Genomic DNA, 26,438 nt, shown 5'->3' on the forward strand with positions numbered 1-26,438 from the left:
GGGTTAGTCCAGCTTTTCGATGTTGGCGCTGTCGATCAGCGTGCGCCATTTGGCGGTTTCCGCGTCGATGAGACGCTTGAATTCCTCCGGCGTGCCGCCAGCGGGCTCTGCGCCCAGCTTGGCCAGCGATTGCTGAACGTCGGGATTGCCCAGCGCCTTGTTCAGGTCGGCGTTCAGTTGCGCGATGACTTCGGCAGGCGTGCCAGCCGGTGCGACGGCGCCGCCCCAGGCGATGGTCTCGTAGCCCTTCAGACCGCTTTCATCCAACGTGGGCACTTCGGGCAGCAAGGGCAGACGCTTGAGGCTGCTCACGCCCAGCGCACGGACTTTGCCGCTTTGAATGAGCGGCACGGCTTCCGAGGTGTTGGCGAAGGTGAAGTCCAGTCGCCCGCCCAGCAAATCCTGCATGGCGGCGGGACCGCCGTTATAGGGGATGAACGCCACATCGATCTCGGCCAGGCTCTTGAACAGCTCGCCGCCCATGTGGCCGGTGGTGCCCACGCCCGATGCGCCATAGGACAGGCGACCCGGTTCGGCTTTGGCGCGATCAATCAGATCTTGCACCGACTTGTACTGCGAATCCGCCGGCACGATCAGCACGTTGTAGATGTTGAACATCTGGCCGACCGGAACCAGATCCTTTTCCACATCGTAGGGCAAGGCTTTGAACAGCGAACGGTTCACGGCCAGCGTGTTGATGTTGCCGTAGCCGATGGTGTAGCCGTCAGGCGTGGCGCGCTTGATGAGGGACACGCCGATATTGCCGGCTGCGCCAGGGCGGTTTTCGATCACGAGCTTGGCGCCCGTGTCTTTCGCCATCTGCGTGGTGATCAGGCGCGACAACACGTCGGGCGAGCCGCCGGCGGCCGACGGCACGACAAAGGTGATGGGTTTTTCCGGGAATGCCGCCCACGCGCTGGAGGCGGCGGTGGCAAAGGTGGTGGCGAGCGCGAGCGCGCTCAGGCAACGGCCAATGGTTCGAGACATGTTATTCCCCTGTGTACGGTGTGGTTTGACTGCCTGATTAGCCTATCACCCGCATCGGCCACGTCCCCTATCGAAAAATATCCCAGACCTATAATCCGCCGTTATCACCTCTAGACGGGAGTCAGGATGTCGGACGACGCGTTCACTGAATCGGCGGTTGCCTCGCCGGCCCCAACACGCCCGTTGAATCTGCGTCAGATCGAAGTGTTTCGCGCCATCATGATGGCCGGCTCGATCAGCGGAGCGGGACGTTTGCTCCACGTGTCGCAGCCTGCGGTGAGCCGCGTCCTGGCGCTCACGGAGTCGCGGCTGGGCTATGCGTTGTTCGAGCGCGCGAAAAGCCGCCTCACGCCCACCCCCGAAGCCGTTCGGCTGTACGCCGAGGTCGAGCAGGTCTACGGCGGCATACAGCGCGTGAACGACCTGGCCATCGCGCTGGGCGAATCTGGCGCCGGGGTGCTGCGCGTGGTGTGTTCGGCCAGCTACGGGCAGCGCCTGGTGCCGCGTACGCTACAGGCGATGCGCGGACGCACGGAAAAAAGCCGGGTGGATTACCGCAGCGTGACGTTCGATGAGCTGGCTGGTTACTTTCTGACGGGCCGCGCCGATGTCGGGCTGTCGATGAGCCCGCCGGCGCACCCGCATCTGCATTCGGTCAAGCTCGGCCGCGTGCCCATCGTCTGCATCGCGCCGCCATACCACCCCCTGGCGCAACGCGAATTCGTGCAGCCCAAGGATTTCCGGTCGGCGCAGTGGGTGGGCTATCCGGCAGGCACCCCCCTCGATATGGCGTTGGCGCCATTTTTCGGTGAAACACCGCCGCGCCCCGCCGCGGTCGAAGTGCACTCGCCCGTGACTGCCTGCGCCTTTGTGCTGCAAGGACTGGGGCCGGCGCTGGTCGACCGCTGGTGCATTACGCCGGAGCTCGCGGATCACGTGGTCATCAAGCCCATCGAGCCCGCCGCGCATGTCGAGGTCTGGGCGACGCACTCCACCCTGTCGCCGCTGCCGCTGCTCGGCCGACGTTTTCTCGAGGCCGCGCAGCGCGTCATCGAAGCGGGCGCGTAGCGCCTGCCGGGGTTATTGAATTTTGTCGCTGTCTCATAACTGCGAGCTATCGCGTGGGATGCCTTATCGCCCGAAAACGCAGTAACGGCGCGGGTTTCCACGCCATGGGCCCGCAACCTCGCCTACACACCGCGCTATTGTCTATGCCCCGGGCTCGCAGGCATGCTTGCCGTTTTACACGCCGCGACGCGGCCTGCAGGGGAGAGCATAACGATGAGCAACACGGGGAAAAACAAGCGCACGCTCGGTTTGGCGGTGGCGCAAATGGGGCCGGTGCATCTGGCTGACACGCGCGAAAGCGTGGTGGCGCGCCTGGTCGATATGCTGCGTCAGGCACACGCGCGCGGCGCGACGTTCGTCGTGTTCCCCGAACTTGCGCTGACGACGTTTTTCCCGCGCTATTGGATGAGCGAGGCCGAGGCGCAGGAACGTTTCTTCGAACGCGAGATGCCGGGCCCGGCCACACAAACGCTGTTTGACGAAGCCCGCCGCTTGAACATGGGGTTTTATCTCGGCTATGCCGAGCTCACGCCCGAAGGCGTGCCCTACAACACTGCGATCCTGGTGGACCGTGCGGGTAATATCGTCGGCAAGTATCGCAAGATCCATCTGCCGGGCCATGACGATCACAAGGTCGATGCGCCGTTCCAACATCTGGAGAAGAAATTCTTCAATGTCGGCGACGAACCGTTCGGTGTCTGGGACACGATGGGCACGCGGGTTGGCATGTGTCTGTGCAACGATCGCCGCTGGCCCGAGACATGGCGCATGATGTCACTGCAAAGCGCCGAAGTCGTCGTGCTGGGCTACAACACGCCGTCGCAGAACATCCACTGGCCCGAGCCCGTGCATCTACGCATGCATCACCATCTAATCACGCTACAGGCCAGCGCCTATCAGAACTGCGTCTGGGCGGCCGCGGCGGCGAAATGCGGGTCGGAAGACGGTCACCACATGATCGGCGGCTCGGTCATCGTCGCCCCGACCGGCGAGATCGCCGCGCAAAGCGTCACCGAGGACGACGAGGTCATCACCGTCCAAGTGGATCTGGATCAGGCCGAGACCTTCCGTCGCAATGTGTTCGACTTTGCACGCCACCGTCGTCCGGAGCACTATCATCTGATCACGGAACGCGTCGGCCCCGGCGAACCCTTGCCTCGCAAGCCCGTCTGACTATCGGGGGAAAGGGCATAATAGCGGCCTCGCGCAGTGGCATTACCAGATAAACGAGGAGTACGCGCATGAAACCCTTACGCCCCCTGTTGGCCGGCCTGTTGGCCATTACCACCTTGGCAAGCGCTTCGATCGCGCGCGCGCAAGACGTGGGCGACTGGCCCTCCAAACCGATTACCTTCATCGTTCCCTACGCCCCGGGCGGCTTTGCGGACACCCGCATGCGCCTGATCGCGCGCAAGCTCGGTGACGCGCTCAACCAGACCGTCGTGGTGGAAAACAAGGCGGGCGCGGGCGGCGTGATCGGCACCAACCTGATCGCCAAAGCCGCGCCGGACGGCTACACCATTGGCGCGGGCAACTTGGCCCCCATGGCCGTGAACCCGACGCTGATGGACAAGATCCCCTACCAGGCCGACAAAGATCTGGCGCCCGTGATCCTGGTCGAAAACAGCCCACTGGTATTGAGCGTGAACAACTCTCTGCCAGTGAAGAACCTGAAAGAACTGATCGAACTGGCCAAGAAAGAACCGGGCAAGCTGACGTTCGGCTCATCCGGTGTGGGCGGGGCTCACCACCTGTCTGGCGAAATGTTCCGCGAACAGGCCGACATCGATATCGTGCACGTGCCCTACAAGGGCGGCAGCCCCGCCGCCGCTGACCTGATGGGAGGCCACATCGCGATGATGTTCGAAATGGGCTATTCGGCGCTGCCGGCTATCCAGAGCACGAAGGTCCATCCGATCGCCGTGACCTCGAAAGAGCGTTTGAAGGTTTTGCCCGATGTGCCGACTATGGACGAAGCCGGCCTGCCCGGATTCGAGTCGTATAACTGGCAGGGCATTGTGGCCCCGGCTGGCACGCCCGAGCCCATCATCGCCAAGCTCAATACGGAGCTGAACAAGATCCTGCAAGACGCGGAAGTGCAGCGCGCCATCGCCGATACCGGCAGTCAGGCCGGCGGCGGCAGCCCCGAGGATTTCGGCAAGTTCATCGCCGCCGAGACCCAGAAGTGGGCGGATGTGATCAAGAAAGGCAACATTACTCTGCAGTAAGCGGCATAATCGCCCCCTGGCACGCTCGCAAGGGCAAGTTACAATGGGCGACGTCCATCGCCCTGCCGCGACCTACGCGGCGGGGCGATGAGCCTGTTTGACTGTTGGCTTGACCCGGCGCAGTTACCCTATTGGTCCACCCCTTTGTCGGCTGGCTTGTCCTGGCCTACGTCTATTGCCCATGTCCGTTCATACGTCCAGCAGTTCCGAACCCGCTTTATCCCTAGACGCCGTGGCGCTGGGATATGGCGACTTCACGGTATTGCGGGACATCACGATGACGGTTCAACCGGGCCAGGTGGTGGCCGTGATGGGCGGTTCGGGTTCGGGAAAAACGACGTTGCTGCGTGCCGCCACGGGACAGCTGCCCCCGCAACGCGGACGGGTGCGCGTGTTCGGGACGGATTTGAGCCAAATCGACCGCGACCAGTTGCAGGCCCTGCGCCAGCGCATGGGGGTCTTGTTTCAGCAAGGCGCGCTGTTTACTGACCTGAACGTCTTTGAAAATGTCGCGTTCCCGCTGCGCGAACACACGAAGATGGCTGAGGCCGAAATTCGCGCCCGCGTGCTGGAAAAGCTCGATGCGGTCGGCCTGCGTGCCGCGGCGCATTTGCGCGTGGCGGAAATTTCAGGCGGCATGGCCCGGCGCGTGGCACTGGCGCGCGCCGTGGTGTTGGAACCCGAATTGATTTTGTACGACGAGCCCTTTGCAGGCCTGGACCCGATTTCGCTAGGGATCACGGCGCGCCTGATCCGCGACCTGTCCGACCGGCTGCATTGCGCATCCGTGCTGATTACGCACGACGTGGAAGAATCCTTTGCCATTGCCGATCGCGTCTATCTGGTCGGCCAGGGTGAACTCGTCATGTCTGGCACGCCGCAATCGCTGAGGGACTCCTCCGATCCCTATGTCCAGCAATTCCTGCGCGGCGAGCCCGACGGGCCCGTCGCGTTTCAGTATCCCGAAACACCGGCCTTTCGCGCGTGGCTGGCCAAGCAAGAGGGCCGCGCATCATGATCGGACCGATTACCGCGATCAGCGCGCTGGGCCGCTGGGTGCGCCATCGCATCAGCGACATCGGCGTCTTTACCCGTTTCTTTTTTCAACTGCTGATACGCAGCGGGATCGTCTTTAAACGCCCGCGGCTGGTGTCGCAGCAAGTGCATTTCATCGGCAATTACTCCCTGCTGATTATCGTGGTGTCGGGGCTGTTTGTCGGCTTCGTGCTGGGATTGCAGGGCTACTACACCCTGAATCGCTACGGCTCGGAAGAGGCACTGGGCTTGCTGGTGGCGCTGTCGCTGGTGCGCGAGCTGGGCCCGGTGGTCACGGCTTTGCTGTTTGCCGGGCGGGCAGGCACCTCGCTCACGGCCGAGATCGGTTTGATGAAGGCGGGTGAGCAGCTCTCGGCCATGGAAGTGATGGCCGTCGATCCGATGCGCCGCGTGCTGGTGCCGCGTTTCTGGGGCGGGGTCATTGCGATGCCCATTCTGGCGGCCGTGTTTTCCATGGTCGGCATTCTGGGTGGCTGGGTTGTGGGCGTGCTGCTCATTGGCGTGGACCCCGGCGCCTTCTGGTCGCAAATGCAAAGCGGCGTGGACGTCTGGAACGATGTGGCCAACGGCGTGCTGAAAAGCATTGTGTTTGGCGTGGCCGTCACGCTGGTGGCCCTCTACCAGGGCTGGCAGGCGCGCGCCACGCCCGAGGGCGTCGCACGCGCAACCACCCGCACTGTCGTCGTCGGCTCGCTGGCGGTGCTGGGTCTGGACTTCTTGCTTACCGCCCTGATGTTTGGCGAATAATACGGATTAGTACCATGTCACGCGAAAAAACTGATTTCTGGGTAGGGCTCTTTATTCTGCTGGGGGCGGTGGCGGTGATTTTCCTGGCCTTGCGCGCGGGTAATCTGAGCAGCTTCTCTTTTGCGCCCACCTACACCCTGACGGCCGATTTCGACAACATCGGCGGCTTGAAGGAGCGCGCGGCCGTGAAAAGCGCGGGCGTCGTGGTTGGCCGGGTGAAAGCCATCAGTTTCGACGACCAGACGTTCAAAGCGGTCGTCACCCTCAATATGGAAGAACAGTTTCTGTTCCCCAAGGACACCTCCGCGTCGATCCTGACCTCCGGCCTCTTGGGCGAGCAGTACATTGGTCTGACCGCAGGCGGTGACGAACAAAACCTGACCGACGGCGGCAAAATCCGTTATACACAGAGCGCCGTCGTGCTGGAAAACCTGATCAGCCAGTTTCTCTACAAAACCGCGGAAAATCAGGGCTCGCAAGCCGGCCAGAATGACCCGGCGCCCGCGCCGGCGAACTGACACTGTGCCGCCCCGCTAGGCAGAACAAGCGCAATTGTGTAGCCTCGTGGCAAGTTAATCCGAATTGAACTTTGGCAGTCCCATTATGACCATGCCCACTTACGCCCGTTTAGCCTCCGTCGCCGCCGTCTGCGCCTTGACAGCCGGCTGCGCCACGCAAGGCACGCCCAATCCTCAGGACCCCTGGGAAGGCTTTAACCGCGGCGTCTACAAATTCAACGATACGGTCGACCGCGCCGTGTTCAAGCCGGTGGCGCAGGCCTACACCTATGTGACGCCACAACCGGTACGCAGTTGTATCCACAACATGTTCAGCAACGTGGGTGATCTGTGGGCGGCGACCAACAGCTTTCTGCAAGGCCGTGGGCATGATTTCGTGAACACGCTGGGGCGGTTCCTGTTCAACACCACCATGGGAATTGGCGGCTGTATCGACGTGGCCTCGGCCAATGGCGCACGCAAGATTCCGAACGACTTCGGCACCACGTTGGGCGTCTGGGGCATCGGCAGTGGCCCGTACCTGGTGTTGCCGTTCTGGGGTCCGAGCACCGTGCGCGACAGCGCCGGCCTGGTGGGCGACTGGTATGGTCGTGAGTACACTTACACCAGTCCCAGCGCGATCGATGATGTGCCCCTGCGCAATAGCCTGTGGGGCCTGAATATCGTCGATACCCGCGCGAACCTGCTCGATACGACCAACACGGTTGATCGCGTCGCGCTCGATCCGTATAGCTTTGTCCGGGACGCCTATTTGCAGCGTCGCGCCGCCATGGTGCGCGGCACGGCGAGCGGCGAGGACAATGTACCCGACTACAGCCTCGAGGACGACGAGGACGACACCGAGGCGAAGGCCCCCGCGTCGGCCACCCCCGCCACAGGCGCACCCGCGGCCACGCCGGCTGCCCGCTGATCGCGGCGTCTCACCCGTAAGGAGCATTTATGCGAATTTCTATTTTTACCCAAGTGCAGCGCCTGTTCCTGGCCGCCATGCTCAGCCTGATGGCCGCGGCGAGCGCGCACGCCAAACCCGACGCCCACGGTGCGCCGGATCAATTCGTGCTGCAAGCCGCCACTGAAGCGCTGGACGCGCTCAAATCGGACACGAAAGTGAAGTCGGGCGATCTGGCCCACATCAACAAGGTCGTGGACACCTATATCCTGCCGTACGTGGACTTTCGCAAGACCACGCAGCTGGCCGCCGGCCGCTACTGGCGTCAGGCCACGCCTGAGCAGCGCAATGCGCTGGCCGATGCCTTTCGGGGCACGTTGATCCGTACCTATAGCGGCGCTCTGACCGATGTCACGCCCTCCACCACCATCAAGCTGTTGCCTTTCCGTGGCGACCCCAATGCGGATGACGTGGTGGTGCGCAGCCTGATCACCCAGTCCAACGGTCAGCCCGTGGGCGTGGACTATCGTCTGGAAAAAGATCCGCAGCAAGGCTGGCGCATCTATGACCTGAATGTCGAAGGCATCTGGCTCATCCAGAACTATCGCAATCAGTTCGCCCAGCAGATCGATCAATCCGGCATCGACGGCCTGATCAAGGCGCTGAACCAGCGCAATCAATAACCCCAGGCGGCGCAGGGCGCTTAGGGCTGGGTGCGGGAGCGCCATTTATAATGGACGATTCCCCGCTCTAGCCCCGAGCTTTGCGCCGTAGCCATGTCTGCTGTCTGTCTAGAACACGTCTCCAAAATCTATCCGCCGCGACCCGTCGGCTGGAAAAAACTGCTTGGACGCACAGCCGGCCCGGGATTTCAGGCGTTAAACGACGTCAGTTTGCGGATCGAGCCGGGCGAGTTTTTCGGGCTGCTCGGCCCTAACGGCGCGGGCAAAACCACGCTGATCTCCATACTCGCGGGGCTGGCGAAAGCCACCAGCGGGCGCGCAAGCGTCTGTGGCTATGATGTCACGACCGACTATAAGGCCGCCCGTCGCGCGCTGGGCGTGGTGCCGCAGGAACTCGTCTACGACCCGTTCTTCACGGTGCGCGAGACGCTGCGCATTCAGTCGGGCTACTTTGGCTTGCGCAATAACGACGATTGGATCGACGAGATTCTGTTCAATCTGGGGCTGGCGGACAAGGCCAATAGCAATATGCGGGCGCTGTCGGGCGGCATGAAACGCCGCGTGCTGGTCGCGCAAGCGCTGGTGCACCGCCCACCGGTCATCGTGCTCGATGAACCGACGGCGGGCGTGGACGTGGATCTGCGCCGCACGCTCTGGGAATTCATCTCGCGTCTGAACAAGGCCGGCCACACCATCATGCTGACCACGCACTACCTCGAAGAAGCCGAAGCGCTCTGCGGACGCATCGCCATGCTCAAGCGCGGGCGCATCGTCGCGCTCGACACCACGCAGGCGCTGCTGGCGCGCGTGGGCGGCGTGGACCTCGAGGATGCATTTGTGCGCATCATGCAGGATGACTCGCCCGCCGGCGCCGAGCTGGAACCCGAGGAGGCCCTGTCGTGACGCCTCCCATCACACCCACGGACAAGCCGCTCGTGCAGCCGCGCCTGGATGCCGGATCGGGCTTTCCCACGCTGTTGCGCAAGGAACTGCTGCGGTTCTGGAAGGTCGCCTTCCAGACCATCGCCGCGCCGGTCGTCACGGCGCTGCTGTATCTGCTGGTGTTCGCCCAAGTGCTGGAAGGGCGGTTGATGGTGTACGGCAGCATCCCGTATACGCATTTTCTCATCCCCGGCTTGATGATGATGAGCATGCTGCAAAACGCCTTCGCCAACCCGTCATCGTCGCTGATTCAAAGCCGCATCACCGGCAATCTGGTGTTTGTGCTGCTGCCGCCGCTGTCGCATCGCGAAATCTTCTCGGCCTATCTGATCGCCGCTATCGCGCGCGGGCTGGCCGTGGGGCTGTGCGTCTGGCTGGTCGCGCTGTGTTTTGTCTCTCTGCCAGTGGCGCACCCGGGCTGGGTCGTCGTATTCGCCGTGCTGGCCTGCGGCATCATGGGCACGCTAGGCATCATCGCAGGTCTGTGGTCGGAAAAATTCGACCAGCTGGCCGTCTTCCAAAACTTTCTCATCATGCCGGCCACGTTCTTGTCCGGCGTGTTCTACTCCATCCATACACTGCCGCCGTTCTGGCAATCGGTGTCGCACTGGAACCCCATTTTCTATACGATCGATGGCTTTCGCTACGGATTCTTCTCCGCATCGGACGTGTCGCCCTGGCATAGCCTGGCGGTCGTGACGGGGGTGTTCGCGGTATTGGCGTTCTACGCTTTGCGACTGCTGGCCAGCGGCTACAAACTCAGGACGTAACACCCATGCTGCCTACCCCCGAGCAGGTTCGCCAATATATTGCCGACGGTTTGTCTTGCGAGCACCTGGACGTGCAGGGCGACGGTTCGCATTTCGACGCGGTCATTGTCAGCCGCGAATTTGAAGGCAAACGTTTGATCGCGCGCCATCAGCTCGTCTACGCCGCCCTGGGCGATCGCATGAAAGCCGAAATTCACGCGCTGTCCATGCGGACCATGACGCCCGAAGAATACGCCAAGGCGGGTCAGTAATGGACAAACTACGCATTACCGGTGGCGCCGCCCTGCGCGGCGAAGTCACGGTGTCGGGCGCGAAAAACGCGGCCCTGCCGATTCTGTGCGCGGGCCTTTTGACCGCCGATACGGTCTCGCTGCACAACGTTCCCGATTTGAACGATACCTCCACCATGCTGCGCCTGCTGGGTCGCATGGGCGTCATGGCCTCGCGCGGCGCCGACGGCGTGGTCACGCTGCAAGCCGATCAGGTCGATAACCTCGAAGCGCCTTACGAGCTGGTCAAGACCATGCGCGCCTCGATTCTGGTGCTCGGGCCGCTGGTGGCGCGATTCGGCGAGGCACGTGTCAGCCTGCCCGGCGGTTGCAGCATCGGCCAACGCCCGGTCGATCAGCACATCAAGGGACTGGCGGCATTGGGCGCGGACATCAAGATCGAGCATGGCTTTGTCGTAGCCCGCGCGCCCCGTCTGAAGGGCGCGACGATCCGCACCGATATGGTCACCGTCACCGGCACGGAAAACCTGCTGATGGCCGCCGTCCTGGCCGAAGGCCAGACGATTCTCGAAAACGCCGCACGCGAACCCGAAGTCGTCGATCTGGCCGAACTGCTCATCAAGATGGGCGCGCGCATTCGTGGCCACGGCACCGACCGCATCGTGATTGATGGCGTCGATAGCCTGCATGGCGCCGAGCATCGCGTCTGCCCGGACCGTATCGAGGCCGGTACGTTCCTGTGCGCCGTGGGCGCCGCCGGCGGCGATATCGTGCTGCGCAATGTCGATCCTGGCGTAATGGGCGCCACCCTGGACAAACTGACCGAAGCCGGCGTGAAGCTCGAAATCGGCGAGGACTGGATTCGCGGTTCCATGCAAGGCCGCCCGCGCGCCGTCGGTGCCCGCACGCATGAATATCCCGGCTTTGCCACCGATATGCAGGCGCAGCTGATGGCGTTGGACACGGTCGCCGAAGGCACCGCGGTCATCGTCGAGACGATTTTCGAGAACCGCTTCATGCACGTGCAGGAACTCGGCCGCATGGGCGCCGATATCGATATCGACGGCCACACCGCCGTCGTGCATGGCGTGCCGCGCCTCTCGGGCGCCACCGTCATGGCGACCGATCTGCGCGCCTCGGCCAGCCTGGTCATCGCGGGCCTGGCGGCCGTGGGCGAAACCACCATCGATCGGATCTATCACCTGGACCGCGGCTACGACCGCATGGAAGTCAAACTACGCGCCCTGGGCGCGGATATACAGCGCCTGACCGGCAAGGAATCCCTATGAGCCCCGTCGCCAACGCGCCCATCACCCTGGCCCTGTCCAAGGGCCGCATTTTCGAAGAAACGCTGCCGCTGCTGGCCGAAGCCGGCATCGAGGTACCCGAGAACCCCGAGAGCTCGCGCAAGCTGATTCTGCCGACCAGCGATCCCGGCCTGCGGCTGATCATCGTGCGCGCCTCGGACGTACCCACCTACGTGCAATACGGTGCAGCCGATCTGGGCATCGCGGGCAAGGACGTGCTGATCGAGCACGCGGCCCAGCAGCCGGGCGGGCTGTATCAGCCGATCGACCTGAATATCGCCAAGTGCCGCCTGTGCGTGGCCGTGCGCAATGGCTTCGACTACGCCGCCGCCGTCCACCAGGGCGCGCGCCTGCGTGTCGCCACCAAATACGTCCAATCGGCACGCGAGCATTTTGCGTCCAAGGGCGTGTACGTGGACATCATCAAGCTCTACGGCTCGATGGAACTCGCCCCACTGGTGGGCCTGGCCGACTGTATCGTGGACTTGGTGTCCTCGGGCGGCACGCTGCGCGCGAACGATCTGGTCGCCGTCGAGGACATCATGGATATCTCGTCGCGGCTGATCGTCAACCAAGCGTCCCTGAAGACGCGTGGCGCCCGTTTGCAACCCTTGCTCGACGCGTTCCAACGGGCCGCCGACGCGAGCGCTGCTGCCTGAGAACGCTGCGCCCGCTACACTATGTCTTTATACGCTACGGCGGGCGACTCAAACAGGCGCGCGCCGATGGCTTTTTAGCTTCACCGTGACGCCATGGCTCTGATTAACCGCCTCGATTCCCGTCAGCCGGATTTTGCCGCCGCGCTGTCTAAACTGCTGGCTTTTGAAGCCACCGAAGACGAATCCATCGACCGCGCCGCGGCCGCGATTCTGGCCGATGTGCGCCAGCGTGGCGACACGGCCCTGCTGGAATATACGCAGCGTTTCGATCGCGTCGCGGTCACCTCCGCCGAAGCGCTGGAAATTCCCAAGGCCGACTGGCATGCGGCGCTGGCTGCCTTGCCTACCGCGCAGCGCAACGCGCTGGAAACCGCGGCCGATCGCGTGCGCGCCTATCACGAGCATCAACGCGGTGAAACCTGGACGTATACCGACGCCGAAGGCACCTTGCTCGGACAACAGATCACGCCGCTGGACCGGGCAGGGTTGTACGTGCCGGGAGGCAAAGCCGCCTATCCCTCGTCCGTGCTGATGAACGCCATTCCCGCGAAGGTGGCGGGCGTGGGCGAACTCATCATGGTCACGCCCACGCCCGATGGCGTGCGTAACCCCATCGTGCTGGCCGCCGCCGCCATCGCCGGCGTGGACCGTGCGTTTGCCATTGGCGGTGCGCAAGCCGTCGGCGCGCTGGCCTACGGCACGGCGACTATTCCCGCCGTCGACAAAATCGTCGGTCCCGGCAACGCCTACGTCGCCGCCGCCAAACGCCGCGTGTTCGGCACCGTGGGCATCGACATGATCGCCGGCCCCAGCGAAATCCTGGTCATCTGCGACGGCAAAACGCCCGCCGACTGGATCGCGATGGATCTGTTCTCGCAAGCCGAGCACGACGAGATGGCTCAATCCATCCTGCTGTGCCCGGACGCCGCCTTCATTGACGAAGTCCAAGCCGCGATCGAGCGCCTGCTGCCGACCATGCCGCGCGAGGACATCCTGCGCGTGAGCCTGGCCAATCGCGGCGCACTGATCCTGGTGCGCGATCTGGAAGAAGCCTGCGCCATCGCCAACAATATCGCGCCCGAGCACTTGGAAATTTCCACCGAGCAGCCCGAGCACTGGACCGCGCGTATCCGCCATGCCGGCGCGATCTTCATGGGTCGTTTCAGCTCCGAATCGCTGGGCGACTATTGCGCCGGACCCAACCACGTGCTGCCGACCTCGCGCACGGCGCGTTTCTCGTCGCCGCTGGGGGTCTATGATTTCCAGAAGCGTTCCAGCCTGATCCAGGTGTCCCAACAGGGCGCCCAGACCCTGGGCCGTATCGCCGCCGAGCTCGCCAAAGGCGAGGGCCTGCCGGCCCACGCCGCCAGCGCCGAATACCGTCTCGATAAGTCCTGATCTTGCCCGCCACGGGCGACCGTGGCGCCGAAAACCTCATTATTACCAGGCTCGCCTCACTGTTTATGCGTACCGCCGATATCACCCGCAACACCAACGAAACGCGCATTCGCGTCGCCGTCAATCTTGATGGCACCGGCCGTCAGAATCTGGACACGGGTGTCCCCTTCCTCGACCACATGCTGGACCAGATCGCCCGCCATGGACTGATCGACCTCGACATCAAGGCCGAAGGCGATCTGCACATCGACGCGCACCATACGGTCGAGGACGTGGGCATCACGCTGGGCATGGCGGTGGCCAAGGCCGTGGGCAGCAAAGCCGGTATCCGCCGTTATGGCCACGCCTATGTGCCGCTGGACGAAGCGCTCTCGCGCGTGGTGATCGATTTTTCGGGCCGTCCGGGCCTGGAATATCACATCCCCTTCACTCGCGCGCGCATCGGCAATTTCGACGTGGACCTGACGCGTGAGTTCTTCCAGGGCTTCGTCAACCACGCGTTGACCACGCTGCACATCGACAACCTGCGCGGCTTTAACGCGCACCACCAGTGCGAAACCGTCTTCAAGGCGTTTGGCCGTGCGTTGCGCATGGCGCTGGAAGTCGATCCGCGCATGGGGGACGTGGTGCCGTCGACCAAGGGCGTGCTGTAACTCTTAAGCCAGGCAGATATCTGTGACTACTATTGCCATCGTCGACTACGGAATGGGTAATTTCCACTCCGTGGCCCGCGCCCTGCGCTTCGCCGCGCCTGACGCCGACATCCGCGTGTGTAATCGCGCCGCCGAGATCGACGCGGCCGACCGTGTCGTATTCCCTGGCCAAGGCGCCATGGCCGATTGCATGCGCACGCTCAATGAATCCGGACTGCGTGAAGCCGTGCTGCGTGCTGCCGCCGCCAAGCCCTTGTTGGGGGTGTGCGTGGGTGAGCAAATGCTGTTCGAGACCAGCGAAGAGGGCAACACCTCGTGCCTCGCTTTATTTCCGGGGACGGTGCGCCGTTTCGCGGGCGAACAATTCGCCGACGGGACGGTGCCGGCTGACGGCGTGGAACGCCTGAAGGTGCCGCACATGGGTTGGAACGCCGTGCGTCAAACCCGCGCCCATGCGCTCTGGGATGGCATCCCCGACGGGACGCACTTTTATTTCGTCCACAGCTACTATGCCGCCCCCGCCGATCCGTCGTTGACCATAGGGGAAACCGACTACGGCGTTACATTTACCTGTGCAGTTGCAAGGGATAACATCTTCGCGGTGCAGTTTCACCCCGAGAAGAGCGCAACCCACGGTTTGCGCCTGTACCGCAATTTTGTAGACTGGCAGCCTTAATTCCGTACGCGCCTCGCGCGGGACATTTTTTACTCAACTTATTCAAGCTCGCTATAGACCATGCTGCTGATCCCCGCCATCGATCTCAAAGACGGGCGCTGCGTACGCCTGCGCCAGGGAGACCTCGACGACGCCACGGTATTCTCCGAAGAACCCGCCGAGATGGCCTCGCACTGGCTCGACCTGGGCGCGCGGCGCCTGCATCTGGTCGACCTCAATGGCGCCGTCGCCGGCAAGCCGAAGAACAACGCGCCCATCAAGGCCATCCTGGAAGCCGTCGGTGACGAAATCCCCGTGCAGATCGGCGGCGGTATCCGCGATCTGGACACCATCGAAGCCTACCTGGACGCTGGCATTTCCTACGTCATCATCGGCACGGCGGCCGTGAAAAACCCCGGTTTCCTGCAAGATGCCTGCGGCGCGTTCCCCGGCCACATCATCGTCGGTCTGGACGCCCGCGACGGCAAAATTGCCACCGATGGCTGGAGCAAGCTCACCCGCCATGACGTGCTCGATCTGGCCAAGAAATTCGAAGACTACGGCTGCGAATCCATCATCTACACCGACATCGGCCGCGACGGCATGCTGTCCGGTGTGAACGTGGAAGCCACGGTCAAGCTCGCCCAGCACGTCCGCATCCCCGTGTTCGCCTCGGGCGGCATCGCAGGCATGGCCGACATCGAGGCGCTGTGCGCGGTGGCCAGCGAGGGCGTGGAAGGCGCCATCCTTGGGCGCAGCATCTACGAAGGCACGCTCGACTTCCAGGCCGCGCAAACCCGCGCCGACGAACTTTGCCCATGACTGTTGTAAATCCCTCCGCCGCTCCTACGACGCCCGCCGCGTCCGGTCAGGCCAGCGCGCTCACGCGTCGCATCATCCCCTGCCTGGACGTCACGGCCGGCCGCGTCGTCAAAGGCGTGAACTTCGTCAACCTGACCGACGCGGGCGACCCTGTCGAGATCGCGCGCCGCTACGACGAGCAGGGTGCCGACGAATTGACATTTCTCGATATCACGGCCACCAGCGACGATCGCGATCTGATTCTGCCCATCATCGAGCAAGTCGCCTCGCAGGTCTTCATCCCGCTGACCGTGGGCGGTGGCGTGCGTCAGGTTTCCGACGTGCAACGCCTGCTCAATGCGGGTGCGGACAAAATCAGCATCAATAGCGCCGCGGTCGCGAACCCCGAATTGGTGCGCGCCGCTGCCGATTATCACGGCTCGCAGTGCATCGTGGTCGCCATCGACGCGCGCCGCGTTTCCGCGCCCGGTGAACCGCCGCGTTGGGAAGTCTTTACCCACGGCGGCCGCAAACCCACGGGCCTGGACGCCGTCGAATGGGCGCGCAAAATGGCCGCTTATGGCGCGGGCGAAATCCTGCTGACCAGCATGGACCGCGACGGCACGAAATCCGGCTTTGACATCGAACTGACGCGCAGCGTGTCCGATGCGGTGCCGGTGCCGGTGATCGCCTCGGGCGGCGTCGGCAGCCTGCAGCACTTGGCCGATGGCGTGACCGCCGGACGCGCCAGCGCCGTGCTGGCCGCGAGCATCTTCCATTTCGGCCAACACACTGTGCGGGAATGCAAGACGTTCATGGCGAATCAGGGCATCTCCGTCAGACTGGATTAGACTGCACCCATGACATCACAACCCGCCTGGATGGCCGACGTCGTCTTTGACGCCAACGGCCTGATTCCCGCCATCGCTCAGGACGCCGAAACCGGCGAGATCCTGATGGTGGCCTGGATGAACCAAGAAGCCCTGTCCGAGACCGCCGCCACCGGCCGCGCGGTGTACTTTTCGCGTTCGCGCCAGCGCCTCTGGCGCAAAGGCGAAGAATCCGGCCATACCCAGACCGTGCACGAGCTGCGCCTGGATTGCGACGGCGACGTGATTTTGCTGAAGGTTCACCAGGAAGGCGGCATCGCCTGCCACACGGGCCGCGCCAGCTGTTTCTTTCGCCGCCTCGAAGGGCAGACCGACAGCGCCACCTGGGTGAGCGTGGACCCCGTCCTGAAAGACCCGGAGCACATCTACAAATGAGCACTCCCGAACACGGCGCCGACACGCTGGCGCGCATCGCCGATACGCTCGAGACGCGACGCCCGGAAAACGGCGGCGATCCCGCGTCCTCGTACGTGGCCAAGCTGCTCGCCAAGGGCCCCGATTCGTTTCTGAAAAAGATCGGCGAGGAAGCCACCGAACTGGTCATGGCTGCCAAAGACGGCACGCCCGAGCGCATCGTCAGCGAGACGGCCGATCTATGGTTTCATTGCCTCGTTGCGCTGACGCACTTCAACCTGCGCCCCGAAGACGTGCTGGCCGAGCTGGCACGACGCGAAGGGCTGTCCGGGTTGGAAGAAAAAGCGCGCCGCCCTGCATCCTGAGTCCGGAGCCACCATGAGCGACAACTGTATTTTCTGCAAAATCGTCCGCGGCGAAATCCCCTCGAAGAAAGTCTACGAGGACGAAGAATTCCTGGCCTTTCATGACATCAATCCGGCCGCGCCGGTGCATCTGCTGGTTATCCCCAAGCACCACTTGGTCTCGCTGCAGGATGTCACGCCCGAGGACGCCGGCTGGTTGGGTAGAATGACAGTATTGGCTACCCGACTGGCGGCCGAGAATGGTTGTCAGCCGGGACCCGAAGGCGGGTTCCGCTTAGTCGCCAACTCGGGCGCGCATGGCGGCCAGGAAGTCCCGCATTTGCATTTCCATATCCTCGGCGGCCCGCGTCCCTGGCAGGGTCGCACGGCGCCCAACGCATAACCCCGGAGATTCATCATCATGGGTAGCTTCAGTATCTGGCATTGGTTGGTTGTCCTGGTCATCGTTGCACTCATCTTCGGTACCAAGAAACTGCGCAACATCGGCAGCGACCTCGGCGGCGCGGTCAAAGGCTTCAAAGAAGGCATGAAAGACGCCAACAGCGACAAGCCCGAGCAAGTCACGCAGAACAAAGTGGCCGACGACACCATCGACGTGCAGACCAAGGAAAAGCATCACTCCTGATTGGCGTGACGCGGTTGAATGCGGTCGACGCGATGCCTGGCATTGGCGCCGCCTCGACCGCGATTTCCTAGTGCTATGTTTTTAAGCGAGCAGATGTCGCATGTTTGATGTCAGTTTCACGGAGATGATGGTGATCGGCGTTATCGCGCTGATCGTCATCGGGCCAGAACGTCTGCCCAAAGTGGCGCGTACCATCGGGCATTTGCTCGGTCGCGCGCAACGCTACGTCAGTGACGTCAAAAGCGATATCCGCCGCGAAATCGAGCTCGACGAACTGCGCAAGTTCAAGAGCGAAATGGACGAAGCCGCGCACAACGTGAAAACCTCGTTGCGCGAGACGGAAACGACCATACGCAGCGAGCTGGACACGACGGCATCCGAGGCAAACAAAGCCTTCGCGGATATCAAAAAGGACGCCGAAGCGACCTCGTCTGCAACGCCGGCAACCGCTGCGGCGGTTGAAGCCTCCGCTGCTCCCACAGCGTCCACGCCATCCGCACCCGCTGACAACCCACCCCCGGCCTCCAGCGCATCCGTGCCCGCCGAGCCGGTGACGCCTCCCCAGCAACCTAAAACGCCGACCACGCCGTGACTCAGAACGCCCAGCACGACGATCTGGACCAGGATCAGCCGCAGGAAACTTTCATTTCGCACCTGGTCGAGCTGCGCAGCCGGCTCATGAAGGCCGTGATCACCGTACTCGTGGTGTTCGTGGTGCTGTTTCTCTACCCGGGTGCTTCGGTCATTTATGACGTGCTGGCCCAGCCCATGTTGGCCTCGCTGCCGCAGGGCACCCGTATGATCGCCACCGGCGTGATCACGCCGTTCATGGTGCCTGTCAAAGTCACGCTCATGGCCGCGTTCATCATCGCGCTGCCGGTTGTGCTCTATCAGGCGTGGGCCTTTGTCGCGCCGGGACTGTACCGCCATGAAAAACGCCTGGCGCTGCCATTGATCGTATCGAGCACGCTGCTCTTTATCTTGGGCATGGCGTTTTGCTATTTCTTTGTTTTCCGCACGGTCTTTCACTTCATCGCGAGTTTCGCGCCGCAGTCGATCACGCCCGCGCCGGACATTGAGGCCTATCTGAGCTTCGTCATGACGATGTTCCTGGCCTTCGGCATCACCTTTGAAGTCCCGGTCGCCGTCGTGCTGCTCGTGAAAACAGGCATCGTCGAACTGCAAAAACTGCGCGCCGCGCGTGGCTATGTGGTCGTGGGCGCATTCGTCATCGCCGCCGTGGTAACGCCGCCCGATGTGGTGAGCCAATTCATGCTGGCTGTCCCGCTGTGTCTGTTGTACGAGGTCGGGCTGCTCATTGCTCGCATGGTCACGCCTAACAGCCGCGCCGAAGCCGACGAAGCTAACAGTCTGACCGAACAGCCCTGAGGCAGGGCAAGTTCAGGTGCAGTGGGCTGCGCGAGCTATGACCGCGGCAACATCGGCCGCGTCCCGATCGTTACCGTCAGCTCTCGCGGCTTGCCGCTGCGCCGTACACGCACGGTGGCTTTTTCGCCGGGCGGCAGCGCCGCGATCAGACGCAGCATGGTCATCGTGTCACTGACCTCGACGCCATCAATCGACTTCACGATATCGCCGACGCGCAGGCCGCCTTTTGCCGCCGGGCCATCGCGCATCACGCCCGCGATGATGACGCCGCGCGTATTCGCGGACAGGCCGAACGCACGCGCCAGATCCGGCGTGATGTCCTGCGGCTCGATGCCCAGCCAGCCACGCCGCACACCGCCGGACTTGATGATCTCTTCCATGATCTTGCGCGCGGTATCCACGGGAATCGCAAAACCGATCCCCAGCGAGCCGCCCGTCTCGGAATAGATCGCCGCGTTAATCCCCACCAAATTGCCTTGCGTATCGATCAATGCGCCGCCCGAGTTGCCCGGGTTAATCGCCGCATCCGTCTGAATGAAATTTTCGTACGTATTAATGCCCAGGCCCGTGCGCCCCAAGGCCGACACAATGCCCTGAGTGGTCGTCTGCCCCACACCGAAGGGGTTGCCGATGGCCAGCACCACATCCCCCACCTGCAAGCGCAGATCCGTGGCAAAAGCCGCCACGGGAAAGGGTCGCAGCTCATCGGCGAGTTTCAGCACCGCTAAATCAGTCTCCGGATCCGCACCGACCACCTTGGCCGTCCCCGCCCGACCATCCGTCAGTGCCACCTCGATCGCATCGGCGGCCTCCACGACGTGATAGTTGGTCAGCACATAGCCTTCGGGGCTGACGATCACGCCCGAACCGAGGCTGCTGGTAGGCTGATTGCGCGAGATGCCAGGCATCTGGCCAAGCAGTTGCTTGAGCATCGGATCATCGGGCAACGGCACCACCGGCACATTCACATGCTTGCTGGTGTACACATTCACCACCGACGGCGCGGCGCGCGCCACGGCTGGCGCATAAGACACAACGCCGGGAATCAGGGCAGGGCGGGCGTCCGCATTGGAATTGGCATCGGCTTGCGCCCCGTTACCGGCATCAGCGGCAACGGGCGGCGGCGCGCTTGGGCCAGACGATGGCGCATAAGTGGATAAGCGCAGCCAGTCAGGTCGCAACGTCGTCACGACGAATAAAATGGCCAGACACACCGTGACGGCCTGAGCGAATATCAGCCAATAGCGACGCATGATCCTGACAAGGTAAGACAATGAAAACCATCGACACCCGCGAACTGACTGCCTGGCTCGACGCCACGCTGCAAGCGCCGCGATTCAAAGACTACTGTCCGAACGGTCTCCAGGTCGAAGGCAAACCGCGCGTAGGCCACATTATCACCGGAGTCACCGCCTCCGAGGCATTGCTGCGCGCGGCCATCGAACGCGGCGCCGATGCCATCCTGGTGCATCACGGATGGTTCTGGAAAAACGAAGACCCACGTGTGCGTGGCACGCGCCGTACCCGCCTGGCGCTCGCCCTGCAACACGATCTGAATCTTTACGCCTATCACCTGCCGTTGGATGCGCATCCTGAATGGGGCAACAACGCGCAACTCGCCCGCGTGCTGGGCCTCACCCCGGAACGCGACGATCAAGGCAAGCCCCTCACTTGCGGTCATGGCGACCTCGTGTGGTTAGGCAACGCGCCGGATCTGCCCACGTTGGGCGCATTGGCCGCGCGCACGCAAGAAAGACTAGGACGCACGCCACTCGTGATCGGTGATCCTGAACAGCCCTTGCGCCGCATCGCATGGTGCACGGGTGGCGCGCAGGGCATGCTGGGCGATGCCATCGACGCCGGCGCCGACGCCTACATCACGGGCGAAGCCTCCGAGCCGACCTTTCACCTCGCGCGCGAAACCGGCACCGGCTTTATCGGCGCAGGCCATCACGCGACCGAACGCTATGGTGTACAGGCGCTAGGCGAAGCCGTCGCGCGCGAGTTCGGCATCCGGGTTGAATTCATCGATATCGACAACCCGGTCTGACGACGCATCCGCTGCGCAGATTTACCGCTTCAACAAATCGCGGATCTCGCGCAGCAACGCCACATCTTCCGGCGGGGCGGCCGGGGCGGCAGGTTCTTCTTCATGCTTGCGACGCGCCGAGTTGATCACCTTGATGATCATGAACACGACAAAGGCCAGCAGAATGAAATTAATGAGAATGGTCAGGAAGTTGCCCCAGGCAAACACAATCGCGCCCGCTTGAGTCAGATCGGCATAAGTCATCGGGCCGGTATAGCCCTCGGGCACGGACAACACCAGGAACTTGTTGGAAAAATCCACCGAACCGCCCAACACGAAGTTCACCAGTGGCATGATCAGGTCTTTTACGACCGAATCAACGATCTTGCTAAACGCGGCGCCGATAATGACACCAACGGCCAGATCGAACGCATTGCCTTTCACGGCGAAATCACGAAACTCTTTTAGGAAACCAGATGCTTTGCTCATGAGCACTCCCTTTCGTCATACGCCCTGAAGCGGGCAGGCGTTATAATACGCGGTTGCAGCACTGTTACATGTTTCACACAACAGATGCGGGTCGCCTGCCAGCCTATCGCTAGCAAGGAACAAGCCCGTATCACTGAGGATGGGAAGATGAGTCAGGATACGCTGTTGCATGATGATGATGAAGGTGCGGTAAATCCAAGTCTGCCACCAGATCCTTCGCGCCGCATGTGGGTCACGACGGCCTGTGCGGTGGGCGGTGTAGCCGGAGTGGCAGCAGCCGTCCCGTTTGTCAGTACCTTTGCCCCATCCGAAAAGGCCCGCGCCGCTGGCGCTCCCGTTGAAGTCGACGTCGCTGATCTCGCTCCCGGCCAGATGCGCACCGTCGAGTGGCGCGGTAAACCGGTCTGGATTTTGCGTCGCGACGACGCCCAGCTAGCCGGCATCAAACAGCAAGACCCCTATCTCGCCGACCCCGAATCCGAGCGGCCCGGCTACACCCCCGAATACGCCAAGAACGAATACCGCTCGCGCGAACCGGACCTGTTCGTCTGCGTCGGTATCTGTACGCACCTGGGCTGCTCGCCCACCGCACACTTCGAAAAAGGCGGTGGCGGTGGTCTGCCATCCTCCTGGCAGGGCGGTTTCCTGTGCCCCTGCCACGGCTCTACCTTCGATCTCGCCGGACGCGTCTACAAAAACAAGCCCGCGCCCGACAACCTCGAAGTTCCTCCATATCAATACCTGAGCGACACCCGCATCATCGTCGGGGTAGACGAAGACAACAAAGCTTGATGCGCTCCCCGCGCGTTAAGCTCTCCCGACTAAGCACAATACGCCCTGTATAGAAGGAGCCATGCATGGCTGGCGAAAAGATTGTCGAGACAACAGGATTGCTGGGTTGGCTGGACCGGAGATTTCCGGCTTCCTCCACATGGAAGGCGCATCTGTCCGAGTACTACGCGCCTAAGAATTTCAATTTTTGGTATTTCTTCGGCTCGCTGGCGCTGTTGGTACTGGTCATCCAGATCGTGACCGGGATCTTCCTAGTCATGCACTACAAGCCCGACGCCGAACGGGCTTTCCAATCGGTTGAATACATCATGCGCGAAGTGCCATGGGGTTGGCTCGTGCGCTATATGCACTCCACCGGCGCGTCGATGTTCTTTGTCGTGGTCTACCTGCACATGTTGCGCGGGCTCTTCTACGGCTCCTATCGCAAGCCGCGCGAACTGGTGTGGATCTTCGGCGTTGCGATTTTCCTGTGCCTGATGGGCGAGGCCTTCTTCGGCTATCTGCTGCCCTGGGGCCAGATGTCCTACTGGGGCGCACAGGTGATCGTGAACCTCTTCTCGGCCATTCCCTTTATCGGCCCGGAACTGTCCATCTGGATTCGCGGCGACTACGTCGTGTCGGACGCCACGCTCAACCGCTTCTTCGCGTTTCACGTGATCGCGATCCCGCTGGTGCTGATCGGTCTGGTCGCGGCTCACCTGGTGGCGCTGCACGAAGTCGGCTCCAACAACCCGGACGGCATCGAGGTCAAGCAAGGCCCCAAGGACAAATACGGCCGTCCCAAGGACGCGATTCCGTTCCATCCGTTCTACACCGTGCATGACATCATGGGTGTCGCGGGGTTCTTGATCGTCTTCGCGGCCATTGTGTTCTTTGCCCCAGAAATGGGCGGGTACTTCCTGGAATACAACAACTTCATCCCCGCCGATCCGCTGAAGACCCCGCCGCATATCGCGCCGGTCTGGTATTTCACGCCGTTCTACTCAATGCTGCGCGCGACCACCGAGGAATTCACCTGGATCCTGGCCGCCGGCGCGGTTCTGGGTGCCATCGGCCTGCTGGTCAAGAGCAACCTGCGCGGTTTCCTGCGCATCGCCATCCCCGCCGTGCTGATCGTCGTGGCCGTGCTGCTGCGCACGATCGACGCCAAGTTCTGGGGCGTGGTCGCCATGGGCGGCGCGGTGGTGATCCTGTTCTTCCTGCCCTGGCTGGATCATTCCCCGGTCAAATCGATCCGGTATCGCCCCACGTGGCACAAATGGCTGTATGGGATCTTCATCGTCAACTTCCTGATGCTGGGTTATCTAGGCACGCAGCCGCCAAACGACACGTTCAACCTCCTGTCGCAGATTGGCACGCTCATCTACCTGGGCTTTTTCTTCCTGATGCCGATCTGGAGCCGCCTGGGCACCTTCAAGCCCGTGCCGGACCGCGTGACGTTCCATGCCCATTGACCCTCGGAGCCCTGACGGAATGACCATGATCAAGAAGCTGATTGGCGCCGCCGCGTTACTCTTTGCGTGCACCGGCGCCTATGCCGCCGAGGGCGGCTACCCCCTGGATACCGCGCCCAACCGGGTCAACGACCTCGCGGCCCTGCAAAACGGCGCCAAATTGTTCGTCAACTACTGCCTGAACTGTCATAGCGCCTCGTCCATGCGCTACAACAAGCTGACCGAAATCGGCCTGACAGACGAGCAGATCCGCGAAAACCTGCTGTTTACCGGCGAGAAAGTCGGGGATCTGATGACGATTGCGATGACGCCAGCGGACGCCAAGAAATGGTTCGGTACCATACCGCCTGACCTGTCGATCATCGCGCGCGCCAAATCGATCAACGCCGGGCCCACCGGCGCCGATTACATCTATACCTATATGCGCACGTTCTACCGCGACACCTCCAAGGCGACCGGCTGGAACAACCTCGTCTTCCCCAACGTCGGGATGCCGCACGTTTTCTGGCAGCTCCAGGGTCCGCGCGAACTCACCACCGTCGCCATGCACGAGGCGCAAGACGGCTCCTGGGAACGCGTCACGACCACCTACGACGACCAAGGCTACGCGCAGGTCAAAACCGAACCTGTCGCGAATTTCCACGGACACGCTACACTTGAGGCTAAATTCAAAGCGCTGGACCCGACCAAGGTCGCCAGTTTTGACAATGGCGTGGCCGATTTAACCGCATTCCTGTCCTGGATGGCCGAACCCCATCAGCTGTACCGCAAGCAGCTTGGTGTGTGGGTGTTGCTGTTTCTCGGTTTATTTCTGGTCGTAGCCTGGCGTTTGAATGCCTCTTACTGGAAGCACGTGCGCTAATCCGTCACTGCCCCATTAAGGCAGGCTATGCAATACTTCGGGGCGGCGACAAGCTCCCGATCGGGCGCTTATCCCGCCTGTCCCACCCTGGTAATCGGGGCCAGCGTTTGCTAGATTAGCGCGCTGGCCTTTCGCTTTTCATACAAGGACTTACCGCCATGATGGTGCTCTATTCCGGAACCACCTGCCCGTTTTCGCAACGCTGCCGCTTTGTGCTCTTCGAAAAAGGGATGGACTTTGAAATCCGGGACATCGACCTGTACAACAAACCCGAAGACATTTCGGTCATGAACCCGTACGGGCAAGTGCCCATCCTGGTCGAACGCGACCTGGTGCTGTACGAGTCCAACATCATCAACGAATACATCGACGAGCGCTTCCCGCACCCGCAGCTGATGCCGGCCGATCCGGTCATGCGCGCGCGCACCCGTCTGTTCCTGTACAACTTCGAGAAAGAGCTGTTCGTGCACGTCTCCGCCCTGGAAGACCGTAGCGCCAAGCCCGACGAAAAGCGCCTGGCCAATGCGCGCCAGAACATCCGCGATCGTCTGGCACAGCTGGCTCCGCTGCTCTTGAAGAACAAGTACATGCTGGGCGAGGAATTCTCGATGCTCGACGTGGCCGTGGCCCCGCTCTTGTGGCGCCTGGATCACTACGGCATCGAACTGCCCAAAAACGCCGCGCCGCTGCAAAAGTACGCCGAACGCATCTTCTCGCGTCCGGCCTACATCGAAGCACTGACGCCTTCCGAAAAGGTAATGCGTCGCTAATCGCGGCGAAGGGCTCTGGACCATGGGTGAAACTTCCACCAAACCGTATCTGATTCGTGCGCTGCACGAATGGTGCACGGACAACGGCTATACGCCGTACATCACCGTGCAGGTCGACGAACACACCCGTGTGCCGATGGCGCACGTACGCGACGGCCAGATCACGCTGAATGTGGGCACGCTGGCCACGAACCAGCTGGTCCTGGGCAACGAGTTCATCGAATTCCAAGCCCGTTTCAGCGGCGTGACGGAAAACGTCTGGGTGCCGGTCGCCGCGGTCAGCGCGATTTACGCGCGCGAAACCGGGGCAGGGATGGGCTTCGAGGTGCATCCCTACGAAGCCCCAACGGCGGATGAAACCGCCGCCTCAGCTGAAACCGCAGTGGTCGACAGCAACGAATCGTCTGACGACACCGATGGCGGTCCGGATGATGACGAACCGAAGCGTCCGCGCCTGACGATCGTCAAATAAAGGACGGTCGTCGGATGCTCCCGGCGACCGTCTGACCTTTAGCGCGTCGGTCAAAACGCGGTGCCAGTCAGTCTGATTATCGACGCGCGATGTCTATACATCGCGCGAGATTCCGATACAATGCAAACCCTTCGCCCGTCATCACCGCGATGACAGCGCGACTGCCGGTGTAGCTCAGTTGGTAGAGCAGCTCACTTGTAATGAGAAGGTCGAGGGTTCGATTCCTTTCACCGGCACCAAGTACATAGCAATAGGCTCTACCCCATAAACGGGGGATGAGCATTCATCAGACCCGGTTAATCACACCGTTCCAACCGCACTGAGCCAAGACTCTCATGCGGTAATTCTCAAAATTT

At 62.3% G+C, this 26,438-nt stretch carries 33 protein-coding genes and 1 tRNA gene; 31 read left to right on the forward strand and 3 right to left on the reverse strand.

Annotated elements, in window-relative coordinates:
- Positions 1 to 3: 3 nt before the first annotated feature.
- Positions 4 to 987 (reverse strand): tripartite tricarboxylate transporter substrate binding protein, encoded by a 984-nt coding sequence (locus GOQ25_RS13955; RefSeq protein WP_160351086.1) that lies wholly within the window; start codon positions 985 to 987, stop codon positions 4 to 6.
- A gap of 126 nt (positions 988 to 1,113) precedes the next feature.
- Between GOQ25_RS13955 and GOQ25_RS13960 the strand changes: the two genes are divergently transcribed.
- The 24 genes from GOQ25_RS13960 (at position 1,114) to tatC (ending at position 19,214) form a co-directional block, all read left to right on the forward strand.
- Entirely contained in the window at positions 1,114 to 2,055 is a 942-nt protein-coding gene (locus tag GOQ25_RS13960) for a LysR family transcriptional regulator (RefSeq protein WP_160351087.1), read from the forward strand.
- A 213-nt stretch (positions 2,056 to 2,268) separates the two neighbouring features.
- Positions 2,269 to 3,228: an N-carbamoyl-D-amino-acid hydrolase gene (locus GOQ25_RS13965; RefSeq protein ID WP_160351088.1), complete on the forward strand. Its 960-nt coding sequence runs from the start codon at positions 2,269 to 2,271 to the stop codon at positions 3,226 to 3,228.
- A gap of 68 nt (positions 3,229 to 3,296) precedes the next feature.
- The gene (locus GOQ25_RS13970; RefSeq protein ID WP_160351089.1) at positions 3,297 to 4,283 is read left to right on the forward strand and encodes a tripartite tricarboxylate transporter substrate binding protein; all 987 of its coding nucleotides are present in this window, start codon (positions 3,297 to 3,299) and stop codon (positions 4,281 to 4,283) included.
- A 181-nt stretch (positions 4,284 to 4,464) separates the two neighbouring features.
- On the forward strand, positions 4,465 to 5,301 hold the full coding sequence (locus GOQ25_RS13975; protein WP_160351090.1) for an ABC transporter ATP-binding protein: 837 nt from the start codon (positions 4,465 to 4,467) through the stop codon (positions 5,299 to 5,301).
- Positions 5,298 to 6,086 carry a lipid asymmetry maintenance ABC transporter permease subunit MlaE gene (gene mlaE, locus GOQ25_RS13980; protein ID WP_160351091.1) on the forward strand — a complete coding sequence of 263 codons (789 nt, stop codon included), beginning with the start codon at positions 5,298 to 5,300 and terminating at the stop codon, positions 6,084 to 6,086. The genes GOQ25_RS13975 and mlaE overlap by 4 nt, the downstream gene beginning before the upstream one ends.
- Positions 6,087 to 6,100: 14 nt before the next feature.
- Positions 6,101 to 6,604: an outer membrane lipid asymmetry maintenance protein MlaD gene (gene mlaD, locus GOQ25_RS13985; RefSeq protein ID WP_160351092.1), complete on the forward strand. Its 504-nt coding sequence runs from the start codon at positions 6,101 to 6,103 to the stop codon at positions 6,602 to 6,604.
- A gap of 85 nt (positions 6,605 to 6,689) precedes the next feature.
- A complete protein-coding gene (locus tag GOQ25_RS13990; RefSeq protein ID WP_160351093.1) occupies positions 6,690 to 7,514 on the forward strand; it encodes a VacJ family lipoprotein in 825 nt (274 codons plus the stop codon).
- 29 nt (positions 7,515 to 7,543) lie between these two features.
- On the forward strand, positions 7,544 to 8,176 hold the full coding sequence (locus GOQ25_RS13995; RefSeq protein WP_160351094.1) for a phospholipid-binding protein MlaC: 633 nt from the start codon (positions 7,544 to 7,546) through the stop codon (positions 8,174 to 8,176).
- 93 nt (positions 8,177 to 8,269) lie between these two features.
- Positions 8,270 to 9,079, forward strand: a complete 810-nt coding sequence (locus GOQ25_RS14000; RefSeq protein WP_160351095.1) for an ABC transporter ATP-binding protein — start codon at positions 8,270 to 8,272, stop codon at positions 9,077 to 9,079.
- Positions 9,076 to 9,888, forward strand: coding sequence for an ABC transporter permease (locus GOQ25_RS14005; RefSeq protein ID WP_160351096.1), 813 nt, complete (start codon positions 9,076 to 9,078; stop codon positions 9,886 to 9,888). Before GOQ25_RS14000 ends, GOQ25_RS14005 begins: the two co-directional genes overlap by 4 nt.
- 5 nt (positions 9,889 to 9,893) lie before the next feature.
- The gene (locus tag GOQ25_RS14010) at positions 9,894 to 10,139 is read left to right on the forward strand and encodes a BolA family protein (protein ID WP_160351097.1); all 246 of its coding nucleotides are present in this window, start codon (positions 9,894 to 9,896) and stop codon (positions 10,137 to 10,139) included.
- Positions 10,139 to 11,407, forward strand: a complete 1,269-nt coding sequence (gene murA / locus GOQ25_RS14015; protein WP_160351098.1) for a UDP-N-acetylglucosamine 1-carboxyvinyltransferase — start codon at positions 10,139 to 10,141, stop codon at positions 11,405 to 11,407. Before GOQ25_RS14010 ends, murA begins: the two co-directional genes overlap by 1 nt.
- Positions 11,404 to 12,084 (forward strand): ATP phosphoribosyltransferase, encoded by a 681-nt coding sequence (gene hisG / locus GOQ25_RS14020; protein ID WP_160351099.1) that lies wholly within the window; start codon positions 11,404 to 11,406, stop codon positions 12,082 to 12,084. Before murA ends, hisG begins: the two co-directional genes overlap by 4 nt.
- Positions 12,085 to 12,177: 93 nt before the next feature.
- On the forward strand, positions 12,178 to 13,482 hold the full coding sequence (hisD, locus tag GOQ25_RS14025) for a histidinol dehydrogenase (RefSeq protein ID WP_160351100.1): 1,305 nt from the start codon (positions 12,178 to 12,180) through the stop codon (positions 13,480 to 13,482).
- Between the two features lie 65 nt (positions 13,483 to 13,547).
- Positions 13,548 to 14,135 (forward strand): imidazoleglycerol-phosphate dehydratase HisB, encoded by a 588-nt coding sequence (gene hisB / locus GOQ25_RS14030; RefSeq protein WP_160351101.1) that lies wholly within the window; start codon positions 13,548 to 13,550, stop codon positions 14,133 to 14,135.
- A 22-nt stretch (positions 14,136 to 14,157) separates the two neighbouring features.
- On the forward strand, positions 14,158 to 14,811 hold the full coding sequence (gene hisH, locus GOQ25_RS14035; protein ID WP_160351102.1) for an imidazole glycerol phosphate synthase subunit HisH: 654 nt from the start codon (positions 14,158 to 14,160) through the stop codon (positions 14,809 to 14,811).
- A gap of 60 nt (positions 14,812 to 14,871) precedes the next feature.
- Positions 14,872 to 15,612, forward strand: coding sequence for a 1-(5-phosphoribosyl)-5-[(5-phosphoribosylamino)methylideneamino]imidazole-4-carboxamide isomerase (gene hisA / locus GOQ25_RS14040; protein WP_160351103.1), 741 nt, complete (start codon positions 14,872 to 14,874; stop codon positions 15,610 to 15,612).
- Positions 15,609 to 16,442, forward strand: a complete 834-nt coding sequence (gene hisF, locus GOQ25_RS14045) for an imidazole glycerol phosphate synthase subunit HisF (protein WP_160351104.1) — start codon at positions 15,609 to 15,611, stop codon at positions 16,440 to 16,442. Before hisA ends, hisF begins: the two co-directional genes overlap by 4 nt.
- Before the next feature lie 9 nt (positions 16,443 to 16,451).
- Positions 16,452 to 16,856: a phosphoribosyl-AMP cyclohydrolase gene (gene hisI / locus GOQ25_RS14050; RefSeq protein WP_160351105.1), complete on the forward strand. Its 405-nt coding sequence runs from the start codon at positions 16,452 to 16,454 to the stop codon at positions 16,854 to 16,856.
- A complete protein-coding gene (locus GOQ25_RS14055; protein WP_160351106.1) occupies positions 16,853 to 17,200 on the forward strand; it encodes a phosphoribosyl-ATP diphosphatase in 348 nt (115 codons plus the stop codon). The genes hisI and GOQ25_RS14055 overlap by 4 nt, the downstream gene beginning before the upstream one ends.
- Before the next feature lie 13 nt (positions 17,201 to 17,213).
- Positions 17,214 to 17,582 (forward strand): histidine triad nucleotide-binding protein, encoded by a 369-nt coding sequence (locus GOQ25_RS14060; RefSeq protein WP_160351107.1) that lies wholly within the window; start codon positions 17,214 to 17,216, stop codon positions 17,580 to 17,582.
- Between the two features lie 18 nt (positions 17,583 to 17,600).
- A complete protein-coding gene (gene tatA / locus GOQ25_RS14065) occupies positions 17,601 to 17,825 on the forward strand; it encodes a Sec-independent protein translocase subunit TatA (protein WP_160351108.1) in 225 nt (74 codons plus the stop codon).
- Positions 17,826 to 17,925: 100 nt separating this feature from the next.
- A complete protein-coding gene (tatB, locus tag GOQ25_RS14070; RefSeq protein WP_160351109.1) occupies positions 17,926 to 18,417 on the forward strand; it encodes a Sec-independent protein translocase protein TatB in 492 nt (163 codons plus the stop codon).
- Complete coding sequence (gene tatC, locus GOQ25_RS14075; protein WP_160351110.1) at positions 18,414 to 19,214, forward strand: twin-arginine translocase subunit TatC; 801 nt, start codon at positions 18,414 to 18,416, stop codon at positions 19,212 to 19,214. The genes tatB and tatC overlap by 4 nt, the downstream gene beginning before the upstream one ends.
- Before the next feature lie 35 nt (positions 19,215 to 19,249).
- Here the strand turns inward: tatC and GOQ25_RS14080 are convergent, their stop codons facing one another.
- A complete protein-coding gene (locus GOQ25_RS14080) occupies positions 19,250 to 20,467 on the reverse strand; it encodes a trypsin-like peptidase domain-containing protein (protein ID WP_160351111.1) in 1,218 nt (405 codons plus the stop codon).
- Between the two features lie 20 nt (positions 20,468 to 20,487).
- Here GOQ25_RS14080 and GOQ25_RS14085 point away from each other — a divergent pair, with 20 nt between their 5' ends.
- Entirely contained in the window at positions 20,488 to 21,264 is a 777-nt protein-coding gene (locus tag GOQ25_RS14085; protein ID WP_160351112.1) for a Nif3-like dinuclear metal center hexameric protein, read from the forward strand.
- A gap of 21 nt (positions 21,265 to 21,285) precedes the next feature.
- Here the strand turns inward: GOQ25_RS14085 and mscL are convergent, their stop codons facing one another.
- Positions 21,286 to 21,732, reverse strand: a complete 447-nt coding sequence (gene mscL, locus GOQ25_RS14090) for a large conductance mechanosensitive channel protein MscL (RefSeq protein ID WP_160351113.1) — start codon at positions 21,730 to 21,732, stop codon at positions 21,286 to 21,288.
- Positions 21,733 to 21,879: 147 nt separating this feature from the next.
- Here mscL and petA point away from each other — a divergent pair, with 147 nt between their 5' ends.
- The 6 genes from petA to GOQ25_RS14120 all read left to right on the forward strand — a co-directional run bounded on the left by petA (position 21,880) and on the right by GOQ25_RS14120 (position 26,321).
- The gene (petA, locus tag GOQ25_RS14095) at positions 21,880 to 22,524 is read left to right on the forward strand and encodes a ubiquinol-cytochrome c reductase iron-sulfur subunit (RefSeq protein WP_160351114.1); all 645 of its coding nucleotides are present in this window, start codon (positions 21,880 to 21,882) and stop codon (positions 22,522 to 22,524) included.
- Positions 22,525 to 22,589: 65 nt separating this feature from the next.
- Entirely contained in the window at positions 22,590 to 23,978 is a 1,389-nt protein-coding gene (locus GOQ25_RS14100; protein ID WP_160351115.1) for a cytochrome bc complex cytochrome b subunit, read from the forward strand.
- A 19-nt stretch (positions 23,979 to 23,997) separates the two neighbouring features.
- Positions 23,998 to 24,840 carry a cytochrome c1 gene (locus tag GOQ25_RS14105; protein WP_202109471.1) on the forward strand — a complete coding sequence of 281 codons (843 nt, stop codon included), beginning with the start codon at positions 23,998 to 24,000 and terminating at the stop codon, positions 24,838 to 24,840.
- A 158-nt stretch (positions 24,841 to 24,998) separates the two neighbouring features.
- Entirely contained in the window at positions 24,999 to 25,610 is a 612-nt protein-coding gene (locus tag GOQ25_RS14110; RefSeq protein ID WP_160351117.1) for a glutathione S-transferase N-terminal domain-containing protein, read from the forward strand.
- Positions 25,611 to 25,632: 22 nt separating this feature from the next.
- Complete coding sequence (locus tag GOQ25_RS14115; RefSeq protein ID WP_160351118.1) at positions 25,633 to 26,082, forward strand: ClpXP protease specificity-enhancing factor; 450 nt, start codon at positions 25,633 to 25,635, stop codon at positions 26,080 to 26,082.
- A 163-nt stretch (positions 26,083 to 26,245) separates the two neighbouring features.
- A tRNA-Thr gene (locus tag GOQ25_RS14120) sits at positions 26,246 to 26,321 on the forward strand.
- The last annotated feature ends 117 nt before the right edge of the window (positions 26,322 to 26,438 follow it).

The sequence above is a fragment of the Bordetella sp. 15P40C-2 genome, assembly GCF_009763235.1.
GTDB lineage: Bacteria > Pseudomonadota > Gammaproteobacteria > Burkholderiales > Burkholderiaceae_B > Bordetella_A.

Bases quoted from the DNA above. Each gene is read 5' to 3' on its own strand.
- hisD (WP_160351100.1), top strand. From the start codon at position 12,178: ATGGCTCTGATTAACCGCCTCGATTCCCGTCAGCCGGATTTTGCCGCC.
- GOQ25_RS14110 (WP_160351117.1), top strand. From the start codon at position 24,999: ATGATGGTGCTCTATTCCGGAACCACCTGCCCGTTTTCGCAACGCTGC.
- GOQ25_RS14115 (WP_160351118.1), top strand. From the start codon at position 25,633: ATGGGTGAAACTTCCACCAAACCGTATCTGATTCGTGCGCTGCACGAA.
- GOQ25_RS13960 (WP_160351087.1), top strand. From the start codon at position 1,114: ATGTCGGACGACGCGTTCACTGAATCGGCGGTTGCCTCGCCGGCCCCA.
- GOQ25_RS13965 (WP_160351088.1), top strand. From the start codon at position 2,269: ATGAGCAACACGGGGAAAAACAAGCGCACGCTCGGTTTGGCGGTGGCG.
- GOQ25_RS13970 (WP_160351089.1), top strand. From the start codon at position 3,297: ATGAAACCCTTACGCCCCCTGTTGGCCGGCCTGTTGGCCATTACCACC.
- mlaD (WP_160351092.1), top strand. From the start codon at position 6,101: ATGTCACGCGAAAAAACTGATTTCTGGGTAGGGCTCTTTATTCTGCTG.
- GOQ25_RS14085 (WP_160351112.1), top strand. From the start codon at position 20,488: ATGAAAACCATCGACACCCGCGAACTGACTGCCTGGCTCGACGCCACG.
- GOQ25_RS13990 (WP_160351093.1), top strand. From the start codon at position 6,690: ATGACCATGCCCACTTACGCCCGTTTAGCCTCCGTCGCCGCCGTCTGC.
- GOQ25_RS13995 (WP_160351094.1), top strand. From the start codon at position 7,544: ATGCGAATTTCTATTTTTACCCAAGTGCAGCGCCTGTTCCTGGCCGCC.
- GOQ25_RS14100 (WP_160351115.1), top strand. From the start codon at position 22,590: ATGGCTGGCGAAAAGATTGTCGAGACAACAGGATTGCTGGGTTGGCTG.
- GOQ25_RS14055 (WP_160351106.1), top strand. From the start codon at position 16,853: ATGAGCACTCCCGAACACGGCGCCGACACGCTGGCGCGCATCGCCGAT.
- GOQ25_RS14080 (WP_160351111.1), bottom strand. From the start codon at position 20,467: ATGCGTCGCTATTGGCTGATATTCGCTCAGGCCGTCACGGTGTGTCTG.
- hisF (WP_160351104.1), top strand. From the start codon at position 15,609: ATGACTGTTGTAAATCCCTCCGCCGCTCCTACGACGCCCGCCGCGTCC.
- hisI (WP_160351105.1), top strand. From the start codon at position 16,452: ATGACATCACAACCCGCCTGGATGGCCGACGTCGTCTTTGACGCCAAC.
- GOQ25_RS13975 (WP_160351090.1), top strand. From the start codon at position 4,465: ATGTCCGTTCATACGTCCAGCAGTTCCGAACCCGCTTTATCCCTAGAC.
- GOQ25_RS14105 (WP_202109471.1), top strand. From the start codon at position 23,998: ATGACCATGATCAAGAAGCTGATTGGCGCCGCCGCGTTACTCTTTGCG.
- hisB (WP_160351101.1), top strand. From the start codon at position 13,548: ATGCGTACCGCCGATATCACCCGCAACACCAACGAAACGCGCATTCGC.
- tatB (WP_160351109.1), top strand. From the start codon at position 17,926: ATGTTTGATGTCAGTTTCACGGAGATGATGGTGATCGGCGTTATCGCG.
- GOQ25_RS14010 (WP_160351097.1), top strand. From the start codon at position 9,894: ATGCTGCCTACCCCCGAGCAGGTTCGCCAATATATTGCCGACGGTTTG.
- hisG (WP_160351099.1), top strand. From the start codon at position 11,404: ATGAGCCCCGTCGCCAACGCGCCCATCACCCTGGCCCTGTCCAAGGGC.
- GOQ25_RS14060 (WP_160351107.1), top strand. From the start codon at position 17,214: ATGAGCGACAACTGTATTTTCTGCAAAATCGTCCGCGGCGAAATCCCC.
- tatA (WP_160351108.1), top strand. From the start codon at position 17,601: ATGGGTAGCTTCAGTATCTGGCATTGGTTGGTTGTCCTGGTCATCGTT.
- mscL (WP_160351113.1), bottom strand. From the start codon at position 21,732: ATGAGCAAAGCATCTGGTTTCCTAAAAGAGTTTCGTGATTTCGCCGTG.
- GOQ25_RS14000 (WP_160351095.1), top strand. From the start codon at position 8,270: ATGTCTGCTGTCTGTCTAGAACACGTCTCCAAAATCTATCCGCCGCGA.
- mlaE (WP_160351091.1), top strand. From the start codon at position 5,298: ATGATCGGACCGATTACCGCGATCAGCGCGCTGGGCCGCTGGGTGCGC.
- petA (WP_160351114.1), top strand. From the start codon at position 21,880: ATGAGTCAGGATACGCTGTTGCATGATGATGATGAAGGTGCGGTAAAT.
- hisA (WP_160351103.1), top strand. From the start codon at position 14,872: ATGCTGCTGATCCCCGCCATCGATCTCAAAGACGGGCGCTGCGTACGC.
- murA (WP_160351098.1), top strand. From the start codon at position 10,139: ATGGACAAACTACGCATTACCGGTGGCGCCGCCCTGCGCGGCGAAGTC.
- GOQ25_RS13955 (WP_160351086.1), bottom strand. From the start codon at position 987: ATGTCTCGAACCATTGGCCGTTGCCTGAGCGCGCTCGCGCTCGCCACC.